The sequence below is a fragment of the Salinispora pacifica DSM 45544 genome, from assembly GCF_000378845.1.
Classification (GTDB): Bacteria; Actinomycetota; Actinomycetes; order Mycobacteriales; family Micromonosporaceae; genus Micromonospora; species Micromonospora pacifica.
Genome location: NZ_KB905359.1, coordinates 1,604,230 through 1,624,321 on the forward strand (window position 1 = coordinate 1,604,230; position 20,092 = coordinate 1,624,321).

Genomic DNA, 20,092 nt, shown 5'->3' on the forward strand with positions numbered 1-20,092 from the left:
TGGACCGGAGTCGAGCTACCGCCTCACAGGTCGGACAGAATCCCGGCCACCTGTTCGAGCACCGCCATGCTGGTGTCGAAGGGCTCCTGCCCGGGAAACGGCACCACCAGGTCCGTGATTCCGACCTGGCGGTACGTGTCAACGGTCTCCCGGAACACGTCGAGGGAGGCGAGCGCCGTCGGCTCCCGGTTCACGTACATCAACAGCCGGCGCAGAGTTGCCGGGTCGCGGCCGGCGGTCTCGCAGCTGTCGGCCAGCTGGCGAACCTGTCCCGCGACGTCGTCGGGCCGGGCCACCGGGGGGACGACCCCGTTACGCGGCGACCGGCCGTTGGTCACCCAGATGTCGCCGTGGCGCGCGGCCAGGGCCATGCCACGGGGACCGTTGGCGGCGATCGCCAACGGGATGTGGGCGGGCGAGGTGTCCACCGGCCAGATGGGCGCCTGGCGCGCCTGGTAGTACTTGCCATCGGCATCGGTGACGGGGTTGGCCAGCAGCTCCGCCGTCAGCTCCACGAACTCGGCGAACCGCTCGGCACGTTCGACGGGCGTCCATTCCGGGTCCTGACCGCGGGCGGTGGCGTCGATACCACTCCCGCCGGCGCCAAGACCCAGGATGAAGCGCCCGCCGCTGAGGTCATTGAGGGTGACGACCTCCTTGGCGTACGGCACCGGGTGCCGAAAGTTCGGCGACGAGACGAGGGTGCCGAGCTTGATCCGTCGGGTGCGGACCGCCGCAGCGGCCAGGGTCGGCACCGCCGCGTACCACTCCTTGCCGACCATGTCCTGCCAGCCGATGTGATCGCTCGTCCAGGCGTGGGCGAAGCCCATCTCGTCGGCCTTCCGCCACATCTGCTGGGCCTGGTCCCAGGGCGAGGAGGGCAGGATGAGCACTCCGATCCGCATGGTCAACAACCAGACCCTGAGGTCTCCGGCGCCAGGGTCGGTGGCTTCAGGCGATCCCACCAGGTCGGGTGGGATCGGCGGGTACGGCTCGTGGGTTGCAGCTGCTGCACCACGTCAGCCTAACCATTTCACCCCATTCTGGGCGGGTCATCAGATGATGTCGATCATCGTAGCGCGCTCACCCAGCAAACCGGATTCAATTGACCAAATCTCATGTTCAGCCCACAATCGGTCTCGCGTCGTCACCTATGATCACCCCAATACCCGGGATCGGAGCCCATGACCGAGTCATCCACTTCCGGCGACACCCCTGCGGACAAGCCCGCTGCCGGCCCACTGGAGTGGTCACCGCCGGACACTAGCTGGCCCGAGGAACCCGCCGAAGCACCACCACCCGACACCACGAAGGCGGGCACGACGTACTCAGGCGCGGAAGTCGACAACCAACTGGACCACCTGGGCGACCCACCCCACGGCGGTGGCCCACCGCAGCCGAAAGACGCCGATCTCAGCACCCCACGCCATCGCCGCTCGGCCCCGACGCGGCTGCGGCGTCAACACGTCGTTGCCGCGGGCTCTGTGGTGGTCATCCTGGCCGCACTCGCCGTTAGCGCAGTCCAGCGCTCACCGGTGGAATCGTCGCCTCCCGTCGCCGCCGACGCGACCCCCAGCGCCGAACCTACGCTGAACACGGTGTCACCCGCGCCGTCGCCGCCCCCATCCCTGTCCCCAACACCAACACCAACACCGACACCGACACCGACGCCGACTCCCACCACGACAGCGACGGCCACCCCACCGGCGCCGTCCAAAACTCCGCCGCGGACCTCCCCGGCGCCGGCATCGCCGACGCCACGTGGGCTGCCGGCACTTCCCACCTCCAGCGAGGCGTGCCAGAAGTCGGTGAGCGGCGGCGCCACGACGGTCCTGATATTTCGCAACGAACGCAAGGCGACGGTCCGGCTGTACTGGGTCGACCAGAGCGGGGAACGCCAGCACTATGGGGACATCATCCCCGGGAAGTCCCACCGTCAAGGGACCTTCCTCGGTCATCCATGGGTGGTGACCACCGAGGACGGCACGGGGCTGGTCTGCTATCTGCCGACGGCAGCGGAGGCTACGGCGGTGATCCGCTAGCCGGGCGCCTGGCCAGAGACACCGCACAGACCTGTCGGTAAACGGCTACTCCGGCCGATACGGTCGCCCTGTCTCGTCACAACCCAGCAGCTCACCGCTGGCCGCCCAGCCAGGATCGGACGCGGCCTGACGTCCCACGCGCGGACGCTGTCGACCGCGGGTTCATCGCCGGCCGCGATACCAGGCGCACCGAGGTGCCCAAATCCGACGTGTGCGCGGCGAGGGTCGGGGCGAGCGGTTCCCAGTCAGGTGTCGTCGCCGACAACCCGCACGGTGGTCCGGCCGGGATCAGCGGGAGGTTGGGTGACGTGTGCGGCGGCCCGAGCGACCTCCGCCTCGACACCGACCACCAGGACCTGACCAACCCGGCGCGCCGACACTTCGATCATGGGCGCTGATCGTACGGTTCTGGCTGGCGGGCGTCGGCGATTCTGATGGCACCGGAACACGTCGCGACTCGCCCAGGTCAGGCGGCAGCGAGGGCGGGGAGCACCGAGTCGGGGGCCCAGCGGGAGCGGTGACACCGGGACCAGCCGCGGCAGCCCGGGTTGGCCTCGGTGCAGAGCCGTTGGCGGCTGAGCACCTCGCCGTCGTCGGTCTCCCGGACGTCGAAGTGCACCGGGCGGATCGTTCCGTCCGGCGCCACCAGCAGGTGCCGGGTCTCGTCGAGGGTGTCGTCGCGCAGCACGCAGTTGCGGCCCAGCAGCCGGGCCAGGGTCGCGATGCTGGGCAGCTCGGCGAGGGTGTCCGGCACGCCGTAACAGTCGACGATCGTGGCGAACTCTCCCGGCGCCTGCCAGACATCGCAGACCACGGCGTATCTCGGCAGGCGCGCCGGGTCGGCGACGGCCAGCGGCATCACCACCCGGCCGAGCGCCTCCGCCAGCGCCGGCCAGACGTCCGTCGGCCGTACCTGGTCGATTCTCCAGTTCCACAGCTCGGTCATGCCGCCTCCTCGCTGCGATCGTCCCACCAGCCCCGGATCGGGCCTTACTGACGATGGTGGGGGGCATTTGGGCCTAGCCGGGGGCAAGTTACCGGTCTGTGACCATTCCGGGCAAAATTCCCTCGAGTGATGGTGCGGTGACCAGCCGGAAGATGACACTTTATCGGGTATAAGGCAGCGCCATACCGCACGACACGGAGTCAATTCAGCCCCACGAAGCCCCCACGCGGTCCGGAAGAGAGGGCTCCCCGGCTCATCACGGCAGGGTGTTACGGCTCCGTGACCATCTGGGCCGCCACACGCCACATCTCCCCGCCTAGAGTTTGCCAACCGGAGGTCATTCGGCCTCCCACCCGTGACGACAGGGACGGTGGACGACGTGACGACGAGCGAACCGCTCATCGTGCTGGAATCGGTCAACAAGTGGTTCGGGCCGCTGCACGTACTGGACAACGTCTCGCTGTCGGTCGGGCGCGGCGAGGTGGTCGTGGTGATCGGGCCGTCCGGCTCCGGCAAGTCGACGCTCTGCCGCACCATCAACCGACTGGAGCCGATCACCTCCGGCAGCATCACCTTCGACGGTCAGCCGCTGCCGGCCGAGGGCCGCGCCCTGGCCAAGCTGCGCAGCGAGGTCGGGATGGTGTTCCAGTCGTTCAACCTCTTCGCGCACAAGACCATCCTGGAGAACGTGACCCTCGGGCCGGTCAAGGTCCGCCGGGAGAAGCCGGCGGCGGCCCGCGAACGCGGCCTGGCCCTGCTGGACCGGGTTGGCATCGCCAACCAGGCCGACAAGTTCCCGGCCCAGCTCTCCGGCGGTCAGCAGCAGCGGGTGGCGATCGCCCGGGCGTTGGCGATGCAGCCCAAGGCGATGCTCTTCGACGAGCCGACCAGCGCCCTCGACCCGGAGATGGTCGGCGAGGTGCTGGACGTGATGACCTCCCTGGCCCGCGAGGGCATGACGATGGTCGTGGTCACCCATGAGATGGGTTTCGCCCGCCACGCGGCCAACCGGGTGGTCTTCATGGCCGACGGGCAACTTGTCGAGGACGCACCCCCGACGGAGTTCTTCGCGAACCCGCGCAGCGAGCGGGCCAGGGACTTCCTATCCAAGATCCTCACGCACTAGGCGTCCGTTGTGGGCGTGCCGCCCCCGGCCCGCCCCGTCGAAGAAGGAGACAGATATGCGTACCAAGCGCGCGGTGACGGTCGCCGCCGTCGCCGCCCTCTCATTCGCCATGGCCGCCTGCGGCGGCGATGACGACTCCGCCGACGGCATCGTCGGCAAGGCCGAGAGCCAGGAGAAGCTCGTGATCGGGGTCAAGGCCGACCAGCCGGGCCTCGGCCTGCAGACCGGCACCGAGTACGAGGGCTTCGACATCGAGATCGGCAAGATCATCGCCAAGGGTCTCGGGGTCGACGAGAGCAACATCGAGTGGAAGACCACCGTGTCGTCCAACCGTGAGCCCTTCATCCAGCAGGGCACCGTCGACCTGGTGGTGGCGACCTACACCATCAACGACGAGCGGAAGGAGAAGGTCAACTTCGCCGGCCCGTACTTCGTCGCCGGGCAGGACCTGTTGGTCCAGGCCGACTCGGAGATCACCGGCCCGAACCAGCTCGACGGCAAGAAGGTCTGCTCGGTGACCGGCTCCACGCCAGCCAAGCGGATCCAGACCGACTATCCGAACGCCGAGCTGCAGCAGTTCGACTCGTACTCGAAGTGCCTGCCGGAGCTGGAGAAGGGCCAGGTCGACGCGGTAACCACCGACGACATCATCCTCGCCGGTTACGCCGCTCAGGACCAGTGGGCCGGCAAGTTCAAGCTGGTCGGCTCCACCTTCTCCGACGAGCCGTACGGTATCGGCCTCAAGAAGGACGACACCACCGGCTGCGAGAAGGTCAACGAAATCCTCACCGAGGCCGCGTCCGACGGCAGCTACCAGGCAGCGTGGGACAAGACCCTGGGCAAGAGCGGCACGGCCGCGCCTGAGCTGGACACCACCAAGCTGACCCACTGCGGCAGCGTCTGATCCGTTCCGGGGCCGGCATCCGTACCGGGATGCCGGCCCCGGCCGGTCGTCCCCGCCCCGACGTGCCACGGGAGCACAAGCATGCACGTATTCACCGACCCGAAGAATTTCGACGCGTACCTGTCGGGTTTTCTCTGGATCCTGAAACTGACCGGTGCGTCGGCAGGCCTCGCCCTGCTACTCGGAGTGCTGCTGGCGGCGATGCGGGTCTCCCCCGTTCCCGTGCTGCGCGGCGTCGGCGCCGCCTGGGTCAACATCTTCCGAAACACCCCGCTCACCCTGATCGTGCTCTTCTGCTACTTCGGCCTCTACTCGACGCTGGGCCTGAATCTCGCCGACAGCCTCGACCTGAACAACTACTGGCTGGGCGTGGTCGGGCTCTCCGCCTACACCGCCGCGTTCGTCTGTGAGGCCGTGCGGTCCGGGGTCAACACCGTCCCGGCCGGCCAGGCCGAGGCGGCCCGCGCCATCGGGCTCACCTTCACCCAGACGCTCCGGATCGTGATCCTGCCGCAGGCGACCCGCTCGGTGGTCGCGCCGTTCGGCAGCATCCTCATCGCATTGTGCAAGAACGCCACGATCGTCGGCACCATCGGGGTGATTGAGGCCTCAAGCGTCATGAAGGACCTGCTGAACGAGAACGGCGACGCGGTGATCCCGATCTTCCTGGTCTTCGCCGGCACCTTTGCCGCGCTCCTCATCCCCACCGGCTACCTCTTCGGCTGGCTGGCCAATCGCCTGGCGGTGAAGCGCTGATGAGCTCCAGCTCCGTCCTCTACGACCACCCGGGCCCCCGGGCCCGGCTCCGCAGCCACGTACTCGGCGTCGTCTTCGCCGTCGGGCTGGTGGCGCTGCTCTGGTGGATCTACTCGAAGTTCGACGCCGCCGGCCAGTGGGAAGCCCGGCTCTGGACACCGTTCACCGAAGCGAAGACCTGGACCCAGTTCATCCTCCCCGGCCTCCGGGCCACGCTGGAGGCGGCGGCGGTCGGCATGGTTCTCTCGCTCGCCTTCGGCCTCATCTTCGCGGTCGGCCGGCTCTCTGAGCACTGGTGGATCAGCGTTCCGGCAGGCGCGATCGTGGAGTTCTTCCGCGCGGTCCCCCTCCTGCTGATGATCTTCTTCATCTTCTACGGTGTGCCGTTCCTCATCCAGGGTCCGGTGCCGGCCTTCTGGGCCGTGGTGGTCGGCCTGACCCTCTACAACGGGTCGGTGCTGGCCGAGGCGTTCCGGGCCGGCATCCGCTCGCTGCCAGGGGGCCAGTCCGAGGCCGCGTACGCGATCGGCATGCGCAAGAGCCAGGTTATGCGGCTCATCCTGATGCCACAGGCCGCCCGCGCGATGCTCCCGATCATCGTCAGCCAGCTCGTGGTGCTGCTCAAGGACACCGCCCTCGGCTACATCGTGGCCTACCCGGAGCTGCTGCAGCGCGGCGTCAACGACCTCGCGGCCAACTACGGCAACATCCTGGCGGCAGCGATGGTCGTGGCCGTCATCTACATCGTGATCAACTCGCTGCTCACCGCCCTCGCCGGCTGGCTCGATCGGCGCACCAGTACCCGTGGTACCCGGCCCGCCAAACGACCACGGCTGTTCGCCACCGTCGACTCCGCCCCGGAGGGCGGCACGACGGCCACCAACCCGCAGGGCTGAACAAGCTCATCGAACCGGCCCGGGACGACAGATCGGGCACGGCTCCCGGCTTGACCCGGGGTGAACCAGCCCCGATCTTGCCCCCTCGGCGCATCGCCGAGGGGGCACTGCCGGTTCCACCCGACGCAGACCAGCTTCGGCCCCCGAACGGCTTCCGCCGCCCCACACCGTGGCGCACCCGAACAACACTGGCGCGGCCCGCGCGCCGCAGTCAGCGGGCGATCTCGGTGACCCGGGACTCGCGGACCACCGTGACCCGGATCTGCCCCGGATAGGTCAGCTCCTCCTCGATCTGCTTGGCCACGTCCCGGGCCAGCACGGAGGCGCTGATGTCGTCAACGTCGTCCGGCCGAACCATCACCCGGACCTCCCGGCCCGCCTGCATCGCGAAGACCCGCTCCACACCGAGCTTGTCCCCCGCGATCTCCTCGATTCGCTCCAGCCGCCGCACGTACGCCTCCAGGCTCTCCCGGCGGGCCCCCGGCCGCCCCCCGGAGCAGGCATCCGAGGCCTGGGTGAGCACCGCCTCGACGGTCTGCGGCGGCACCTCATTGTGGTGCGCCTCGATGGCGTGCACGACGTCCTCGCTCTCGCCGTACTTGCGGGCGACATCAGCACCGACGATGGCGTGACTGCCCTCGACCTCGTGGGTGAGCGCCTTGCCGATGTCGTGCAGGAACGCGCACCGTTTGATTGTCGGCACGTCCAGCCGCAGCTCAGCGGCCATGATCCCGGCGATGTGGGCGCTCTCGACGAGGTGCTTGAGCACGTTCTGCCCGTACGAGGTGCGGTAGCGCAGCCGGCCCAGCAGGCTGACCAGCTCGGGGTGGATCTCGGTGATGCCGACCTCGACCAGGGCATCCTCGGCGGCGCGCTGGCAGAGCTGCGCCACCTCCTGCCGGGCCAGGTCGTACACCTCCTCGATCCGGTGCGGGTGGATCCGCCCGTCCAGGACGAGCTTCTCCAGGGTGAGCCGGCCGACCTCCCGACGCACCGGGTCGAAGCAGGAGAGCAGCACCGCCTCCGGCGTGTCGTCGATGATCAGGTTGACTCCGGTGACCGATTCGAAGGTGCGGATGTTGCGCCCCTCCCGACCGATGATCCGACCCTTCATCTCGTCACCGGGCAGGTGCAGGACGCTGACCACGCTCTCCGCGGTCTGCTCGCTGGCCACCCGCTGGATCGCGTCGACCACGATGTGCCGCGCGCGCTCCTCGCCCGTGCTGCGCGCCTCGGCCTCGATGTCCCGTACGAGCAGCGCGGCTTCCCGCTTGGCCTGCGCCTCGATCGCCTCGACCAGTTCGCCGCGGGCCGCCTCCGCGGTGAGCCCCGCGACCCGCTCCAGCTCGCGGCGTCGCTGCTGCTCGGCCTGCTCCAGCTCCCGGTCCCGCTCGGCGAGCGCCGACTCCCGGGCCTCCAGAGCGGCGTTGGCAGCGCCGAGTTGCCGATCCCGCTCGGCGAGCCGCTCGACCTCCTCGGTGTGCAGCCGCTCCCGGTCGTCCATCCGGGCGGCCCGCCGCTCCACCTCGGCCGCCTGTTCCCGGGTGGTCGCGGCGAGGACGGCGGCTTCCCGTTCTCCGCCGCGCCGGGCGGCGGTCCGTAGCTGTTCGGCTTCGGCCTCGGCCTGCTTGTGCACCCGTTCCAGGATGGCGTCGGCTTCGGCGCGGGCACCGTCGAGCACCCGCCGGGCTTCGGCGCGGGCGGCCTTGGCCTCGGCGCGGGCGGCGGCGGCTTCGGTGCGGGCCGCGGCGGCGGCGGACTTCGCCGCATCGATGGTGCTGTTCGCCTCGTCGGCGGCCGACCGCAGCGCGGCGAGGGACTGCTCCTGGCGGTCTTTCTCCGCGACAAAGGCCGGGTCCTCGGGGCGCGAGGTGCCGGCGATGCCGCGGACGGCCCGGACGCCCACCAGCACCGCACCGACCACGACGACGGTGAGCAACAGGACGGCCACGAGGAGGATCGCGTCGAACCCGTTCATGGTGAACTTCCTGTCGACCCCTGCCGCCTCGCCATCGCGCGCCTCCCCTTGACCGTCGCGCCGCCGGCAACGTGCGGTGGGCGCGCTCCCGCGACTCTGGACGCCCGACCGGAGCGGCTGACCGAAAGGGAAGCCCTCCCGTCGGCGGTGCCGCGACGGCACTGCCGACGGCAGCTGCAGTTGTCGCGTCAGCTCCGGACCGGCCGGGTCCGGAGCGGACACAGGGCCAAACGAATCGGCCAAAGTGATGCGGTTCTGTTACACGATCTATGTTGTGCGCTTTGCCTGCGCTGGTCGGGCAATGTGAGCCTTATGGCGAGGCTAGGTCCCCGGAGCCGGTCCGGTCAAGGAAACCATGATCAATACATCCGAACGGAGAGAATTTACAGCATTACGCAGCGCTGATCAATGATCGGATAAAAGCATCTAAAAGGGATGTAATTACCTTTGATTGGCGGGACGGCGACCAATCGTTCACGTAAGCCCTTGTCAGGGATCGACCTCGACGTCGCTGAACACCTCAGCGTCGATCTGCTCCGCGAACTCGGCCGCCTCAGCGCTCTGCGCCGCGAGCGCCTCCTTCACCGCCCGAATCGCCACCCCCGGCGAGTAGCCCTTCCGGGCCAGCATGCCGACCAGTCGCCGAAACACCGCGTCCGGCTCGCCCCGGGTGGCACGCAGCTTCCGCTCCGCCAGGGCACGGGCCGTCTCCGCCTCGGTCTCGTCGTCCAGCTCGCCGAGCGCGGCCTTCGCCACGTCACCATCGACGCCACGTTGACGCAGCTCGGTGGCGAGAGCACGGCGGGCGAGGCCACGGCCGGCGTGCCGGCTGGAGACCCAGGCCCGCGCGAAGGCCGCGTCATCGATCATGCCGACATCGTCGTAGCGGTCGAGGACCGCGGTGGCGACCTCCGCCGAGATGCCTCGCCGGGTCAGCGCCCGGGCCAGCTCGGCCCGGGTACGCGGACGCACGGCGAGCTGCCGCAGGCAGAACTCCCGCGCCAGCTCGGCCTCGTCTGTGGGCGAGGCCGAGCTGGTCGCGGCATCGGCGTTACGTCGGCCGCGGCGGGGGGCCGCCGGGGCGGCGTCACCCGTGCGCGGTGGGCTGGCGTCCCACCCCCGCCCGGCACGGGCTCGTCGTGACGTCACCGGCCCTTACTCAGAAGTCGACCGGCGGCAACTCCGGACCGCCAGCGGCGTCACCCGCGCCGGCACCGACGCCGAGCTTCTCCAGGATCTTCTTCTCGATCTCGGCGGCCACGTCCGGGTTCTCCCGAAGGAACTCGCGGGCCTTCTCCTTGCCCTGGCCGAGCTGGTCGCCCTCGTAGGTGTACCACGCGCCGGACTTCCGGATGATCGCCTGCTCGACGCCGACGTCGATCAGCGACCCCTCGCGGGAGATCCCCTTGCCGTACATGATGTCGAACTCGGCCTGCTTGAACGGCGCGGCCACCTTGTTCTTCACGACCTTGACCCGGGTGCGGTTACCGACCACGTCGGTGCCGTCCTTGAGGCTCTCGATGCGGCGCACGTCGAGCCGGACCGAGGCGTAGAACTTCAACGCCCGCCCACCGGTGGTGGTCTCGGGGCTGCCGAACATGACGCCGATCTTTTCGCGGAGCTGGTTGATGAAGACCGCCGTCGTGCCGGTGTGACTGAGCACACCGGTCATCTTGCGCAGGGCCTGGCTCATCAGCCGGGCCTGGAGACCCACGTGGCTGTCGCCCATCTCACCCTCGATCTCGGCGCGCGGCACCAGCGCGGCCACCGAGTCGATGACGATGATGTCGAGCGCACCGGAGCGGACCAGCATGTCCGCGATCTCCAGGGCCTGCTCGCCGGTGTCCGGCTGGGAGACCAGCAGGGCGTCGGTGTCGACGCCGAGGGCCCGGGCGTACTCCGGGTCGAGGGCGTGCTCGGCGTCAACGAAGGCGGCGATGCCGCCGGAGCGCTGGGCGTTGGCCACCGCGTGCAGCGCCACCGTCGTCTTACCGCTGCTCTCCGGGCCGTAGACCTCGATGACCCGCCCCCGGGGCAAGCCGCCCACGCCGAGGGCCACATCCAACGCGATGGACCCGGTCGGAACCACCGCGGTCTGCACGACCGGGCGCTCCCCCAGTCGCATCACCGAACCCTTGCCGAACTGTTTGTCGATCTGAGCGAGAGCAAGGTCGAGTGCCCTCTCCCGATCAGGCACTGCCGCCATCGTCGCTACCCCTGCCTTCGCCGACTTCGCTGAGCTTCGCGTCACGCGGACACGCTAGGCGCATGGTCCGACAGAACACCAGCGACCATGCCGTGAGCTGTGGACGAGCGCCTCGCTGTGGACAATAGCCGAACAGGTGTACGAGCAGCGGCGCGACCCGCGAACGTAACGAAATGACTACTCAACGCAGCCGCGCGGGCACCCGGTCCGGATACGCGGCGACCACCGCACGCCACACGACGTGGGTCTCCTCCCCCGCCGCGAGCGCCTGCTCGATCGTCCGCTCGCCAAGGGGTGCCAGGACCTGGTCGCTGGCGATGCTGGCCGCGTAGCCCGGCCCGAACGCCTCCTCCAGCCGCGCCCAAAAGTCGGTCAGCCGCACGTGTCACCCTCCCGGTCGGGCACCCCGGCGGGCCCCCGACGTAACGCTAACGCCACCAACGGCACCACCACGATCGCCGCCAGCAGGGTGAGCACCGGATAGCCGGCCGCCCGCATGACGAACCCGCTGACCGCGGCCGCGCTGGCGCCGGCGAGCCCCATGGTCAGGTCAGAGAAGCCCTGCACACTCGGCCGTACCGCCGCCGGCACCGACTCCGACAGCAGGGTGGAGCCGCCCACCATGGTGCCGGACCAGCCCAGCCCGAGCAGGACCAGACCCACCGAGAGCTGCGGCGTGTGGTGGCCGGCGGTGCCGGCGACGGCGCAGGCGGCGAGCAGCAGCCCCACCCCGCCGAGGATGACCGCCGGCCGGCCGAGCCGGTCGGCGAGCCAGCCCACCAGCGGGGCCAGCGCGTACATGCCGGCGATGTGCAGGCTCAGCACGATCCCGACCACCCGTAGGACGTCCGCGTCGCCGTGCGACTCGCCGAGCCGTACCGGGGTCATCGACATCACCGCCACCATCACCGCGTGCCCCACCGCCACCGCCGCGACGCCGAGCCGGGCCGCCGGGCGGTCGCGGACCACCCGCCAGGCCGCGCGCATCCCCGCGCCACGCCGGGCCGCCGGGCGCGGGGGCGTCATCGGCTCGGCCACCGGGCTCGGGGGCGGCGTGGGCTCGGCCACCGGGCTCGGGGGCGGCGTGGGCTCGGCCGCCGAAAGTCGCCGCGCGGTGCGCAGCGGGTCGGGCCGCAGCAGTGCGAAGAGTGCGCCGGCGGCCAGCACGAAGGCGACGGCGCTGAAGGCGAACGGGCCGGCCAGTGGCGGCAGCCCCCACCCGCCGGTGACCGCGTTGGCGAGCGCCGCGAAGTTCGGCGCGGCCACCGCCCCGATGGTGGTGGCCCAGACGATCAGGGCGAGCTGCCGGCCCCGACGCGCCGGCTCGGCGAGGTCCACCGCGGCGTAGCGGGCTTGGAGGTTCGCGGCGGTGCCGCCGCCGAACAGCAGATTGCCGAGGAAGAGCAGCGGCACGATCCGGGTGACCGCGGCGAGCACCACCAGCACCGCGCCGACCGCGCCGACCAGGTAGGCGACGACCAGTCCCGGACGACGCCCGTGCCCGTTCGTGATCCGGGTGATCGGGATGGCGAGCAGCGCGGCGCCCACCACGGCGGCGCTCTGGGTCAGACCGGCGACCGCGGTGCCAGCGATCCGGGCGGCGAGCAGCGCCCCGACCGCGACCCCGATGGTGACGCCGATGCCACCGATGATCTGGGTGCCGAACAGCAGGCCCAGGGTGCGCCGTTGGATCGGCGCCACATCCGACCGGATCCGGGCCGGAGCGGTCAGGTCGGTAGTCACAGATGACTCCCGTGGGTAAGGGGTGAGCGGCACACTTATCCTTGCGCATCCCGCCCAATGGACACCGCCGGACCCGCCGGCAGCCCAACCCGGTAGCCACTTCAGAGCGCGTCGTAGACATCGCTGCGATGGCCCAGGTGAAGCGGGATCGGGGCGGGCTCACTCATGACCCCCTAGCGCACAACTCGCACAAGTCGTACGGGTCAATCAGTGAGCCCGCCGCTCCGCCGGCCACGGCGTCGCCGGCACCCCTCCACCTCGCCTACCGCACGCCGCCCGGGTCGGCTGCCTCGAGGGCGGCCTGGGCGTCGGCCGGCGGGAGCCGGTCGGGCGTCTCGTCGGGCGTCTCGTCAGTCACGGGGGACGCCTCCAGGTCGACCCGGGGCACGAGCCGGTCCAGCCAGCGGGGGAACCACCAGTTGGCGCGGCCGAGCAGCACCATGATCCCCGGCACCAGGAACCCCCGGACGACCACCGCATCGAGCAGCACCGCCACGCCGAGCCCCACCCCGAACATCTTGATCAGCGGATTGTCCTGGCCGGCGAAGCTGATGAAGACGCTGAACATGATCAACGCCGCCGCGGTGACGACCCGTCCCGCCGAGCCGAGCCCGGTCACCACCGCACGCCGGTTGTCCCGGACCGCGTGCCACCGCTCGGCGATCGACGAGACCAGGAAGACCTCGTAGTCCATCGACAGCCCGAACAGGATGGCGAAGAGGATCAGCGGGATGTAACTCTCGATCGGCACCGGCCCGTCCAGCCCGAGCAGCCCCGTGAGGTGCCCCTCGGCGAAGGCGAAGGTGAGGATGCCGTACGCGGCGCCGACGGAGAGCAGGTTCATCAGCGCGGCGGTCAGCGGGATCACGAAGGAGCGGAACAGGACGACCAGCAGCAGGAAGCTCAGCGCGATCACCACCGCCAACACCAGCGGCAGCCGCTCCGCCACCTGGTCGGTGAAGTCAATCTTCGCGGCGGTCTGGCCGCCGACGTGCAGCTGCGTACCGTCGGTGGCCAGCGGTGGCAGGATCTCCTCGCGCAGCTGGGTGACGAGGTCACCGGTGGCCGGGTCGCTGGGCGCGGTCGTCGGCACCACCTGCCAGAGCGCGCCACTACCGTCGGTGGAGACCCGCGGCCCCTGCACGGACTGCACACCGGGCACGTCCGCCAGGGCGGCGCTGAGGGCGAGAGCCTGCCGCTGGACCGTGGCCGGGTCGGTCTGGGCGGTGTCACCCAGGTCGGCGACGACCAGCAACGGCCCGTTCACGCCCGGGCCGAACGCCGACTCCAGCAGGTCGTAACTCTGCCGGGTGGGCGTACCGACCGGGTCGTGGCCGCCGTCCTGCTGGCCGAGCTCCAAGTCCGCCACCGGCGCGATGAAGACCGCCAGCACCATTAGCGAGCCGACCACCGCCAGCCACGGCCGCCGGGCCGTCCGCTCGCCGATCCGGTGCCACCAGCCCGCCTTCGATGCCTCCTTCGAGCGACGCCGGGGCAGCGCCCCGACGTCGAGCCGCGAGCCGACGACCCCGAGGACGGCCGGCAGCACGCCGACCGCGGCCACCACCGACAGCCCGACCGCCACGGCGGCGGTCCAGCCCAGCGAGGTCAGCAGCGGCAGCCCGGCCAGCAGCAGGCCACCCAGGCCAACGGCAACGGTGGCGCCGGCGAAGAGCACCGCCGCGCCCGCGGTGGCCACCGCGACCCCCAACGCCCGCTCGTGTGATTGCCCCTCCTGCCGGGCCGTGCGGTACCGCACGACGATGAAGAGCGCGTAGTCGATACCGACCCCGAGCGAGATCATGCTCGCCACCGTCGTCGCGATGTCCGGGATCGCTCCTACCTGGCTGAGCAGCCCGATGGCGGCGAGCCCGAGCACCAGCCCGACCAGCGCGGAGAGCAGGGGTAGGGCCATCGCCGCGGCCGCGCCGAGGGCCACCAGCAGGACGACGGCGGCCACGGCCAGACCGATCAACTCGCTGCGGTGCCCCGGATCGCCGGCCGCCGCCTGGGCGAGCTGCCCCCCGGGGAGCACCTCCAGCCCGGCGTCCACGGCCGGGGTGGCGGCGGCCAACACGCGGTCGGCATCCTGCTCGCTGAGGGCGGCGGGTGGCACGTCGAAGTAGACCTGCGCGTACGCGGTGTGCCCGTCGGCGCTGATCCGCGGCGCGGGCTGGCCGGGCTCCTGCGGAAATGGGGGCACCACCTGCGTCACCCCTTCCACGTCCCGCACCGCCAGCAGCGAAGCCTCGATCGCCGCCCGCCCCTCGGGCGCGGTGACCGAGGACTCCGGGTCGTGGAACACCAGGGTGCCGTTGCCGAGCGCGGAGGCGGGGAACACCGCGTTCTGGATCTCCTGCGCGCGGCTGCTGTCACTACCCGGGATGGTGATGCCGTCGTCGATGCTCGTGCCCACCATCACCCAGGTGCCGACGACGGCCGCGGCCACCAGGAGCCAGGCGGTGAGCAGCTGCCAGGGCCGGCGGGCAGCCAGCCGGCCGTACGAGTACAGAGCGGTACGCAAGGAAACCTCCGAAAGGAGTGGGGTGGGCCTGGGTCGCTGGATCGAGGGGCGTCACGCGCGGCAGTCGCCCGCGGCGGTGAGCTCGTTGGTGTCGAGGCTGGCCTGCAGGGTCAGGCCGTCGGGGCCGACGGCGACGTGGTCGGGCGTCAGACCGTTCGGGAGGCCCGGCAGGGCGACGCGGCGCGGCTCCAGCTGCCCCGCGAGCGCCGGGTCGCGTACGCCGAGCAGCGGGGCGACCAGGTCCACTGGCAGCTGCTGCCCGGCCACCTCCACCGTGGCCGGGGTGAGCACCAGTTCCTCGCCGGCCAACGCGAGATCCATGAGTACGCGGATGTCGCCGCCCAGGACCACGCCCGGCCGGACCACGGCGAGTTGGTCACCGGCGTTCTCGAACCGCTGCTGGCCCGCTTCGGTGCCGGGCAGTTGGTCGTACGGCAGGGTCACCGTCGCCTCGGCGCCGGCGACGTCAACTGGTTCGTCCGTGAACGGCCGGGCGTGCACGTCGTGCAGGGAGAGCTGGAGGTGGGTCGACCCGGCCTCGGTGTCGATGAAGCCCTGCACGGTCACGTCGCCCAGGTCCCCGGTGAGTAGTCGCGGAGTGATGATCGGGCCGGGCAGCGAGGTGGTCAGCTCGGCGCCGTCGAGGCGACAACCGACCGCCGCGGAGACCCGCCGTTCGACCGCGGCGGCGAGGAACCGATCGGCGCCGTAGGAGAGCACCAGCGCGACGACGACCAGCACCAGCGGCAACCGCAACCGGCGGGCCAGCGAGCGGTCGGTACGGCGGGGCCTGGTCCGGCTCGGTCGGCGGGCCTTGGTCGGCAGATCAGTCCGGCTCATGCCCCAAGGCAACCGCACCGACCTGCCGGTCCCCTCCGGCGTACCTTCCGGTTTGCTGACGATCCGAATCGGGCGACCCGGACCTGGCCTCCACCCGGGGTGGTCCGTCGGGCCTTCAGCAAACCGTCAGCCGTTCGGCAGCCGATTGGCAGGTTCCCCGGTCCCCGCGCCGGAGATACTGACGCCATGGCTGGATCGACAGGGCGCTCCGCCCGGCAACCGCGGCCGGGCTCAACCGCCGAGCTGAGCTCGGTCTGGCGGGCCCGCGTGCTGGTGGTGGACGACGAGCCGGCGCTGGCCGAGCTGCTGCTACGCACGTTACGGGTCGCCGGGTTCGACGCCCGGTCCGCCGGCTCCCGGTCCGAGGCGCTGGCCGTCGCCGGTGAGCTGGCTCCGGAGTTGGCGATCGTGGACGTGATGCTGCCCGACGGCTCCGGCTTCGACCTGGTCCACGACCTGCGCCGGGGGCTCCCGGAGCTCGCGGTGGTCTTCCTGACCGCGAAGGACTCGCTGGAGGACCGACTCACCGGGCTGAACCTCGGCGGCGACGACTACATCACCAAGCCGTTCAGCGTGGCGGAGGTGGTCGCCCGGGTGAACGCGGTGCTGCGCCGCCTCGGTGGGCGGCCCGGTGCGGCCAACCGGCTCGCCGTCGCCGATCTGGAACTCGATGAGGATGCGCACACGGTCACCCGGGCGGGCACGCCGGTCGAGCTGTCGCCGACCGAGTTCCGGCTGCTGCGGCACCTGCTGGAGAACGCCGGCCGGGTTCTTTCCAAGCAGCAGATCCTCGCCCAGGTCTGGCAGTACGACTTCCCCGGCGATCCGGGGGTGGTGGAGAAGTTCGTCAGCCAGCTCCGGCGCAAGATCAACATCTCGGACCCGCCGTTGCTACACACGGTGCGCGGCTTCGGCTACGTCCTGCGGGAACCGCCCGAATGAGGGGGCCGGCCCTGCGGAGCCTCCGCGGCCGGCTGCTGGTGGGCACGGTCGCGCTGCTGGTGGTCGGGCTGCTCGCCGCCGATGTCACCGCCTACCTGGCGTTGCGGCGATTCCTCGACGAACGGGTCGACAACACCATCGAGCTGGTCCTCGACCGGGGTTTGGCGCGCGCCCGCCTCGCCGGGCCGGCCATGCCCACCGCCGGCATGGAACAGCTCATACCCGCCAACGCCTACCTGGCCCTCTACGACGCCGAGGGCGACCTGGTGCTGGCCCGGCTCCCACTACAGCACGGTGACTCACGGCCGCCCGTGGTGCCGCCGGTCAACGAACTGCCGGCGGGTCCGGTGACCATCGGCGCCGATCCGGAGACGGCGCTGCGGGTGCGCCGCGAGCTGCTACCTCCCGAGCAGGCCCTCCCAGTGGAGATAAACGGGCAGGTCCGTTCGGTGACCGGGCTGGTCGTCGGGGTGTCCCTGGCGGACAACGCGGCGACGCTGCGCCGGCTGGTCCTGGTCCAGGGGATCGCTGGGCTACTCATCGTCGTCCTGGGGGTGGCGCTGGCCCGGCTGGTGCTCACCACCGGGCTACGACCGCTGCGCGCCGTGGCGGACACCGCCCGGGAGATCGGCCGCGGCGACCTGCGCCGACGCGTACCCGTGGGCGACCCGCGCACCGAGATCGGCACCGTCGCCACCGCGCTGAACGAGGCGTTCGACCAACGTGAACGCAGCGAGGCGTTGACCCGGACCTTCGTCGCCGACGCCTCGCACGAGCTGCGTACCCCATTAAGCGCGGTACACGGCTGGGCTGACCTCTACCTCAACGACGGCATCACCGACTGGGACGGCGTGGACGAGGCGATGCGCCGGATCCGCACCGAGAGCACCCGGATGGGGGCCCTCGTCGAGCAGCTACTCACCCTGGCCCGGCTGGACGCGCACCAGCCGCTGGCGCGCGCCGCGGTCGACCTCGGCCGCGTCTGCGCGGACGTGCTGGACAGCCTCCGGGTCACCGCCGCCCACCATCGACTCATCCTCACCGCCGACGAGGAGGTCACCGTCACCGGCGATGCGACCGCACTTCGCCAGGTGGTGCAGAACCTGGTCGGCAACGCGGTTCGGCACACCCCACCCGGCACGGCGGTCGAGGTTCGCGTCCACCGCGCCGACGCGGACGCCGTTCTCGTCGTGCGCGACGAGGGGCCCGGGCTCGACGCCCCGGGGCTCGCGCACGCCTTCGACCGGTTCTGGCGCGCCGACCCCGGGCGGGCCGCACCCGGCGGCACCGGGTTGGGCCTGGCCATCGTCCGCGACATCGTCGAAGCGCACGGCGGCACCGTGGCGCTGGACTCGGCACCCGGGCAGGGACTGACGGCCACCGTACGACTGCCGGGTTCACCGGAGTTCTGACTCCGCGGACCGCGTAGGTGCACTCACTTCGGGTACGTCTCCGACGCACTTGTCTGGGGTGGGCGTTGAGACGGCGGGTGAGGGGAGCAGGCCGACGGTGGATACGACGGAATCGAAACCGACTCGCGTTGCCCAGCGCGTCGTCGAGGTGTTGCAGGCGTACGGCGTGCAGTACGTCTTCGGAGTCCCCGGAGCCAAGATCGACGCGATGTACGACGCGCTGGCGGACGGTGGGCCCCAGCTGATCGTGTGCCGACACGAGCAGAACGCGGCGTTCATGGCCGCGGCGGTCGGCCGACTCACCGGCACCCCCGGTGTCGTGCTGGTGACGTCCGGGCCCGGCACCGCCAACCTCGCCACCGGCCTGCTGACGGCGTCGACGGAGCAGGATCCGGTCATCGCCCTCTGCGGCGCGGCGTCCCGCGCCAACCGGCTCAAACGCGCGCAGCAGTCATTCCACTCCGCCGCCCTGCTCGCCACGGTGACGAGATACACCGGCGAGGTCTCCGACCCGGACAACGTGTGCGAGGCGCTGAGCAAGGCCATCCGGACGGCGACCACCGAGCCCCGAGGAGCCGCCGCGGTGGTGCTCCCCCAGGACGTACTCGCCGCGTCGACCGCGCAGACCCTGCACCGGCCGGCGCCGATGCCCCGGCTGAACGCGGCGCCGCCCGAGGCGGTCGCCGAGGCGGTACGGCTCATCCGCTCGGCGCGACGGCCGGTTGTGCTCGCGGGCATGCGCTCCGGTGAACCAGAGACGAGCCACGCCCTGCGTGCCCTGATCGGCGAGACAGAGCTTCCGGTCGTGGAGACCTTTCAGGCCGCCGGGGTGCTGCCCCGCGAACTCGACCACCACTGGGCCGGGCGAGTCGGGGTGTTCCGCAACCTGCCCGGCGACGTCGTGATGGCGCACGCGGACCTGCTGCTGACCGTCGGCTACGACGAGGTGGAGTACGCCTCCGCCGCATGGAACACCGATTCGACGCGCACCATCGTGCACATCGACTCCATCCCCGCGGAACTCGGCAACCACTACCAACCGACGCTCGAACTGCGGGGCGACATGGCCGCCACGCTCCGCCAGCTGGCCGGACCGCTCGCCGGGCTCCGCCTGGAGCCCGAGTTCAGGGAGCTGATGGACGCCCAACGGCGTGCGCTCTCCGAGATCAACCTGGAGGCGCGCTCCGCCTCGGACGACTCCCGCGGCCTCGAACCGCCGGCGGTCGTCCTCAAACTGCGTGAGCTGCTGGCCGACGACGCCACGGTGGCCTGCGACGTTGGCTCGTTCTACCTGCACATGGCGCAGCACTTCCGCGTGCACGAGCCAAGACACCTGCTGTTCTCCAATGGCCAACAGACCCTTGGCGTCGGCCTGCCCTGGGCCATGGCCGCCTGCCTCGTACGGCCAGGACGACAGGTGGTGTCGGTCTCCGGCGACGGCGGATTCCTGTATTCCAGCGCGGAACTCGAGACCGCGGTACGCCTCGGCCTCACCTTCACGCATGTCATCTTCCGGGACGACGCCTACGACATGACCCGCTTCGAGGAGCGGCTCAAATATGGCCGCGACTACGGTGTTGACCTGGGGTTCCTCGACTCCGCCGCCTATGCCCGGTCGTTCGGGGCGAACGGCTACCGGGTCTCCAGCGAGGAGGAGCTGGTCGACGTACTCCCCCGTGCGCTTGCCGAACCCGGCCCGTCGGTAGTCGACGTGGCTATCAATTCGGTGCGCAACATCCATCTGGGCCAGAGCCTGCTTCCGGACAGCTTCGACTAG

Annotated in this window: 19 protein-coding genes and 1 pseudogene; 8 read left to right on the top strand and 12 right to left on the bottom strand. The window is 70.8% G+C overall.

Annotated features, from left to right (window positions below; all coding sequences use genetic code 11):
- Positions 1–23: 23 nt before the first annotated feature.
- The 3 genes from SALPAC3_RS0107235 to SALPAC3_RS28640 form a co-directional block, all read right to left on the bottom strand.
- Positions 24–905 (bottom strand): LLM class flavin-dependent oxidoreductase, encoded by an 882-nt coding sequence (locus SALPAC3_RS0107235; protein ID WP_018220586.1) that lies wholly within the window; start codon positions 903–905, stop codon positions 24–26.
- A 423-nt stretch (positions 906–1,328) separates the two neighbouring features.
- Complete coding sequence (locus tag SALPAC3_RS28635; RefSeq protein ID WP_232430581.1) at positions 1,329–1,466, bottom strand: hypothetical protein; 138 nt, start codon at positions 1,464–1,466, stop codon at positions 1,329–1,331.
- Positions 1,460–1,825, bottom strand: a complete 366-nt coding sequence (locus SALPAC3_RS28640) for a hypothetical protein (RefSeq protein ID WP_018220588.1) — start codon at positions 1,823–1,825, stop codon at positions 1,460–1,462. The genes SALPAC3_RS28635 and SALPAC3_RS28640 overlap by 7 nt, the downstream gene beginning before the upstream one ends.
- On the opposite strand from SALPAC3_RS28640, the gene SALPAC3_RS0107250 reads away from it, so the two are divergent.
- Complete coding sequence (locus SALPAC3_RS0107250) at positions 1,809–2,042, top strand: VHL beta domain-containing protein (protein ID WP_018220589.1); 234 nt, start codon at positions 1,809–1,811, stop codon at positions 2,040–2,042. The genes SALPAC3_RS28640 and SALPAC3_RS0107250 overlap by 17 nt on opposite strands.
- Before the next feature lie 136 nt (positions 2,043–2,178).
- Here the strand turns inward: SALPAC3_RS0107250 and SALPAC3_RS29175 are convergent.
- Positions 2,179–2,431 (bottom strand): annotated as a pseudogene (locus SALPAC3_RS29175) (hypothetical protein); the annotation flags it as partial.
- A 77-nt stretch (positions 2,432–2,508) separates the two neighbouring features.
- On the bottom strand, positions 2,509–2,988 hold the full coding sequence (locus SALPAC3_RS0107260; protein WP_018220591.1) for a hypothetical protein: 480 nt from the start codon (positions 2,986–2,988) through the stop codon (positions 2,509–2,511).
- A 370-nt stretch (positions 2,989–3,358) separates the two neighbouring features.
- Here SALPAC3_RS0107260 and SALPAC3_RS0107265 point away from each other — a divergent pair, with 370 nt between their 5' ends.
- From SALPAC3_RS0107265 to SALPAC3_RS0107280, 4 genes are all read left to right on the top strand, one after another.
- Positions 3,359–4,114, top strand: coding sequence for an amino acid ABC transporter ATP-binding protein (locus tag SALPAC3_RS0107265; protein WP_018220592.1), 756 nt, complete (start codon positions 3,359–3,361; stop codon positions 4,112–4,114).
- 55 nt (positions 4,115–4,169) lie between these two features.
- Complete coding sequence (locus SALPAC3_RS0107270; RefSeq protein WP_018220593.1) at positions 4,170–5,018, top strand: glutamate ABC transporter substrate-binding protein; 849 nt, start codon at positions 4,170–4,172, stop codon at positions 5,016–5,018.
- Positions 5,019–5,099: 81 nt separating this feature from the next.
- Positions 5,100–5,774, top strand: coding sequence for an amino acid ABC transporter permease (locus SALPAC3_RS0107275; protein WP_018220594.1), 675 nt, complete (start codon positions 5,100–5,102; stop codon positions 5,772–5,774).
- On the top strand, positions 5,774–6,670 hold the full coding sequence (locus SALPAC3_RS0107280; protein ID WP_018220595.1) for an amino acid ABC transporter permease: 897 nt from the start codon (positions 5,774–5,776) through the stop codon (positions 6,668–6,670). The genes SALPAC3_RS0107275 and SALPAC3_RS0107280 overlap by 1 nt, the downstream gene beginning before the upstream one ends.
- Before the next feature lie 211 nt (positions 6,671–6,881).
- On the opposite strand, the gene rny is transcribed toward SALPAC3_RS0107280, so the two are convergent.
- The 7 genes from rny to SALPAC3_RS0107315 form a co-directional block, all read right to left on the bottom strand.
- On the bottom strand, positions 6,882–8,648 hold the full coding sequence (gene rny, locus SALPAC3_RS0107285) for a ribonuclease Y (RefSeq protein ID WP_018220596.1): 1,767 nt from the start codon (positions 8,646–8,648) through the stop codon (positions 6,882–6,884).
- Between the two features lie 489 nt (positions 8,649–9,137).
- The gene (locus SALPAC3_RS0107290; RefSeq protein WP_018220597.1) at positions 9,138–9,797 is read right to left on the bottom strand and encodes a regulatory protein RecX; all 660 of its coding nucleotides are present in this window, start codon (positions 9,795–9,797) and stop codon (positions 9,138–9,140) included.
- A 10-nt stretch (positions 9,798–9,807) separates the two neighbouring features.
- Complete coding sequence (gene recA, locus SALPAC3_RS0107295) at positions 9,808–10,854, bottom strand: recombinase RecA (RefSeq protein ID WP_018253569.1); 1,047 nt, start codon at positions 10,852–10,854, stop codon at positions 9,808–9,810.
- Positions 10,855–11,035: 181 nt separating this feature from the next.
- Complete coding sequence (locus SALPAC3_RS0107300) at positions 11,036–11,236, bottom strand: DUF3046 domain-containing protein (RefSeq protein ID WP_018220599.1); 201 nt, start codon at positions 11,234–11,236, stop codon at positions 11,036–11,038.
- A complete protein-coding gene (locus SALPAC3_RS0107305; protein ID WP_018220600.1) occupies positions 11,227–12,597 on the bottom strand; it encodes an MFS transporter in 1,371 nt (456 codons plus the stop codon). Before SALPAC3_RS0107305 ends, SALPAC3_RS0107300 begins: the two co-directional genes overlap by 10 nt.
- 262 nt (positions 12,598–12,859) lie before the next feature.
- Positions 12,860–15,121, bottom strand: coding sequence for an MMPL family transporter (locus SALPAC3_RS0107310; RefSeq protein WP_018220601.1), 2,262 nt, complete (start codon positions 15,119–15,121; stop codon positions 12,860–12,862).
- A gap of 51 nt (positions 15,122–15,172) precedes the next feature.
- Positions 15,173–15,961: an LmeA family phospholipid-binding protein gene (locus SALPAC3_RS0107315; protein ID WP_018220602.1), complete on the bottom strand. Its 789-nt coding sequence runs from the start codon at positions 15,959–15,961 to the stop codon at positions 15,173–15,175.
- Positions 15,962–16,147: 186 nt separating this feature from the next.
- Here SALPAC3_RS0107315 and SALPAC3_RS0107320 point away from each other — a divergent pair, with 186 nt between their 5' ends.
- From SALPAC3_RS0107320 to alsS, 3 genes are all read left to right on the top strand, one after another.
- Entirely contained in the window at positions 16,148–16,903 is a 756-nt protein-coding gene (locus SALPAC3_RS0107320) for a response regulator transcription factor (RefSeq protein ID WP_018220603.1), read from the top strand.
- Positions 16,900–18,315, top strand: coding sequence for a sensor histidine kinase (locus SALPAC3_RS0107325; RefSeq protein WP_018220604.1), 1,416 nt, complete (start codon positions 16,900–16,902; stop codon positions 18,313–18,315). The genes SALPAC3_RS0107320 and SALPAC3_RS0107325 overlap by 4 nt, the downstream gene beginning before the upstream one ends.
- 97 nt (positions 18,316–18,412) lie before the next feature.
- The gene (gene alsS / locus SALPAC3_RS0107330) at positions 18,413–20,092 is read left to right on the top strand and encodes an acetolactate synthase AlsS (RefSeq protein WP_026185317.1); all 1,680 of its coding nucleotides are present in this window, start codon (positions 18,413–18,415) and stop codon (positions 20,090–20,092) included.

Coding starts and splice junctions, on each gene's coding strand:
- SALPAC3_RS0107235 (WP_018220586.1), bottom strand. CDS start 905: ATGCGGATCGGAGTGCTCATCCTGCCCTCCTCGCCCTGGGACCAGGCC.
- SALPAC3_RS0107260 (WP_018220591.1), bottom strand. CDS start 2,988: ATGACCGAGCTGTGGAACTGGAGAATCGACCAGGTACGGCCGACGGAC.
- SALPAC3_RS0107270 (WP_018220593.1), top strand. CDS start 4,170: ATGCGTACCAAGCGCGCGGTGACGGTCGCCGCCGTCGCCGCCCTCTCA.
- SALPAC3_RS0107275 (WP_018220594.1), top strand. CDS start 5,100: ATGCACGTATTCACCGACCCGAAGAATTTCGACGCGTACCTGTCGGGT.
- SALPAC3_RS0107280 (WP_018220595.1), top strand. CDS start 5,774: ATGAGCTCCAGCTCCGTCCTCTACGACCACCCGGGCCCCCGGGCCCGG.
- rny (WP_018220596.1), bottom strand. CDS start 8,648: ATGAACGGGTTCGACGCGATCCTCCTCGTGGCCGTCCTGTTGCTCACC.
- recA (WP_018253569.1), bottom strand. CDS start 10,854: ATGGCGGCAGTGCCTGATCGGGAGAGGGCACTCGACCTTGCTCTCGCT.
- SALPAC3_RS0107315 (WP_018220602.1), bottom strand. CDS start 15,961: ATGAGCCGGACTGATCTGCCGACCAAGGCCCGCCGACCGAGCCGGACC.
- SALPAC3_RS0107320 (WP_018220603.1), top strand. CDS start 16,148: ATGGCTGGATCGACAGGGCGCTCCGCCCGGCAACCGCGGCCGGGCTCA.
- SALPAC3_RS0107325 (WP_018220604.1), top strand. CDS start 16,900: ATGAGGGGGCCGGCCCTGCGGAGCCTCCGCGGCCGGCTGCTGGTGGGC.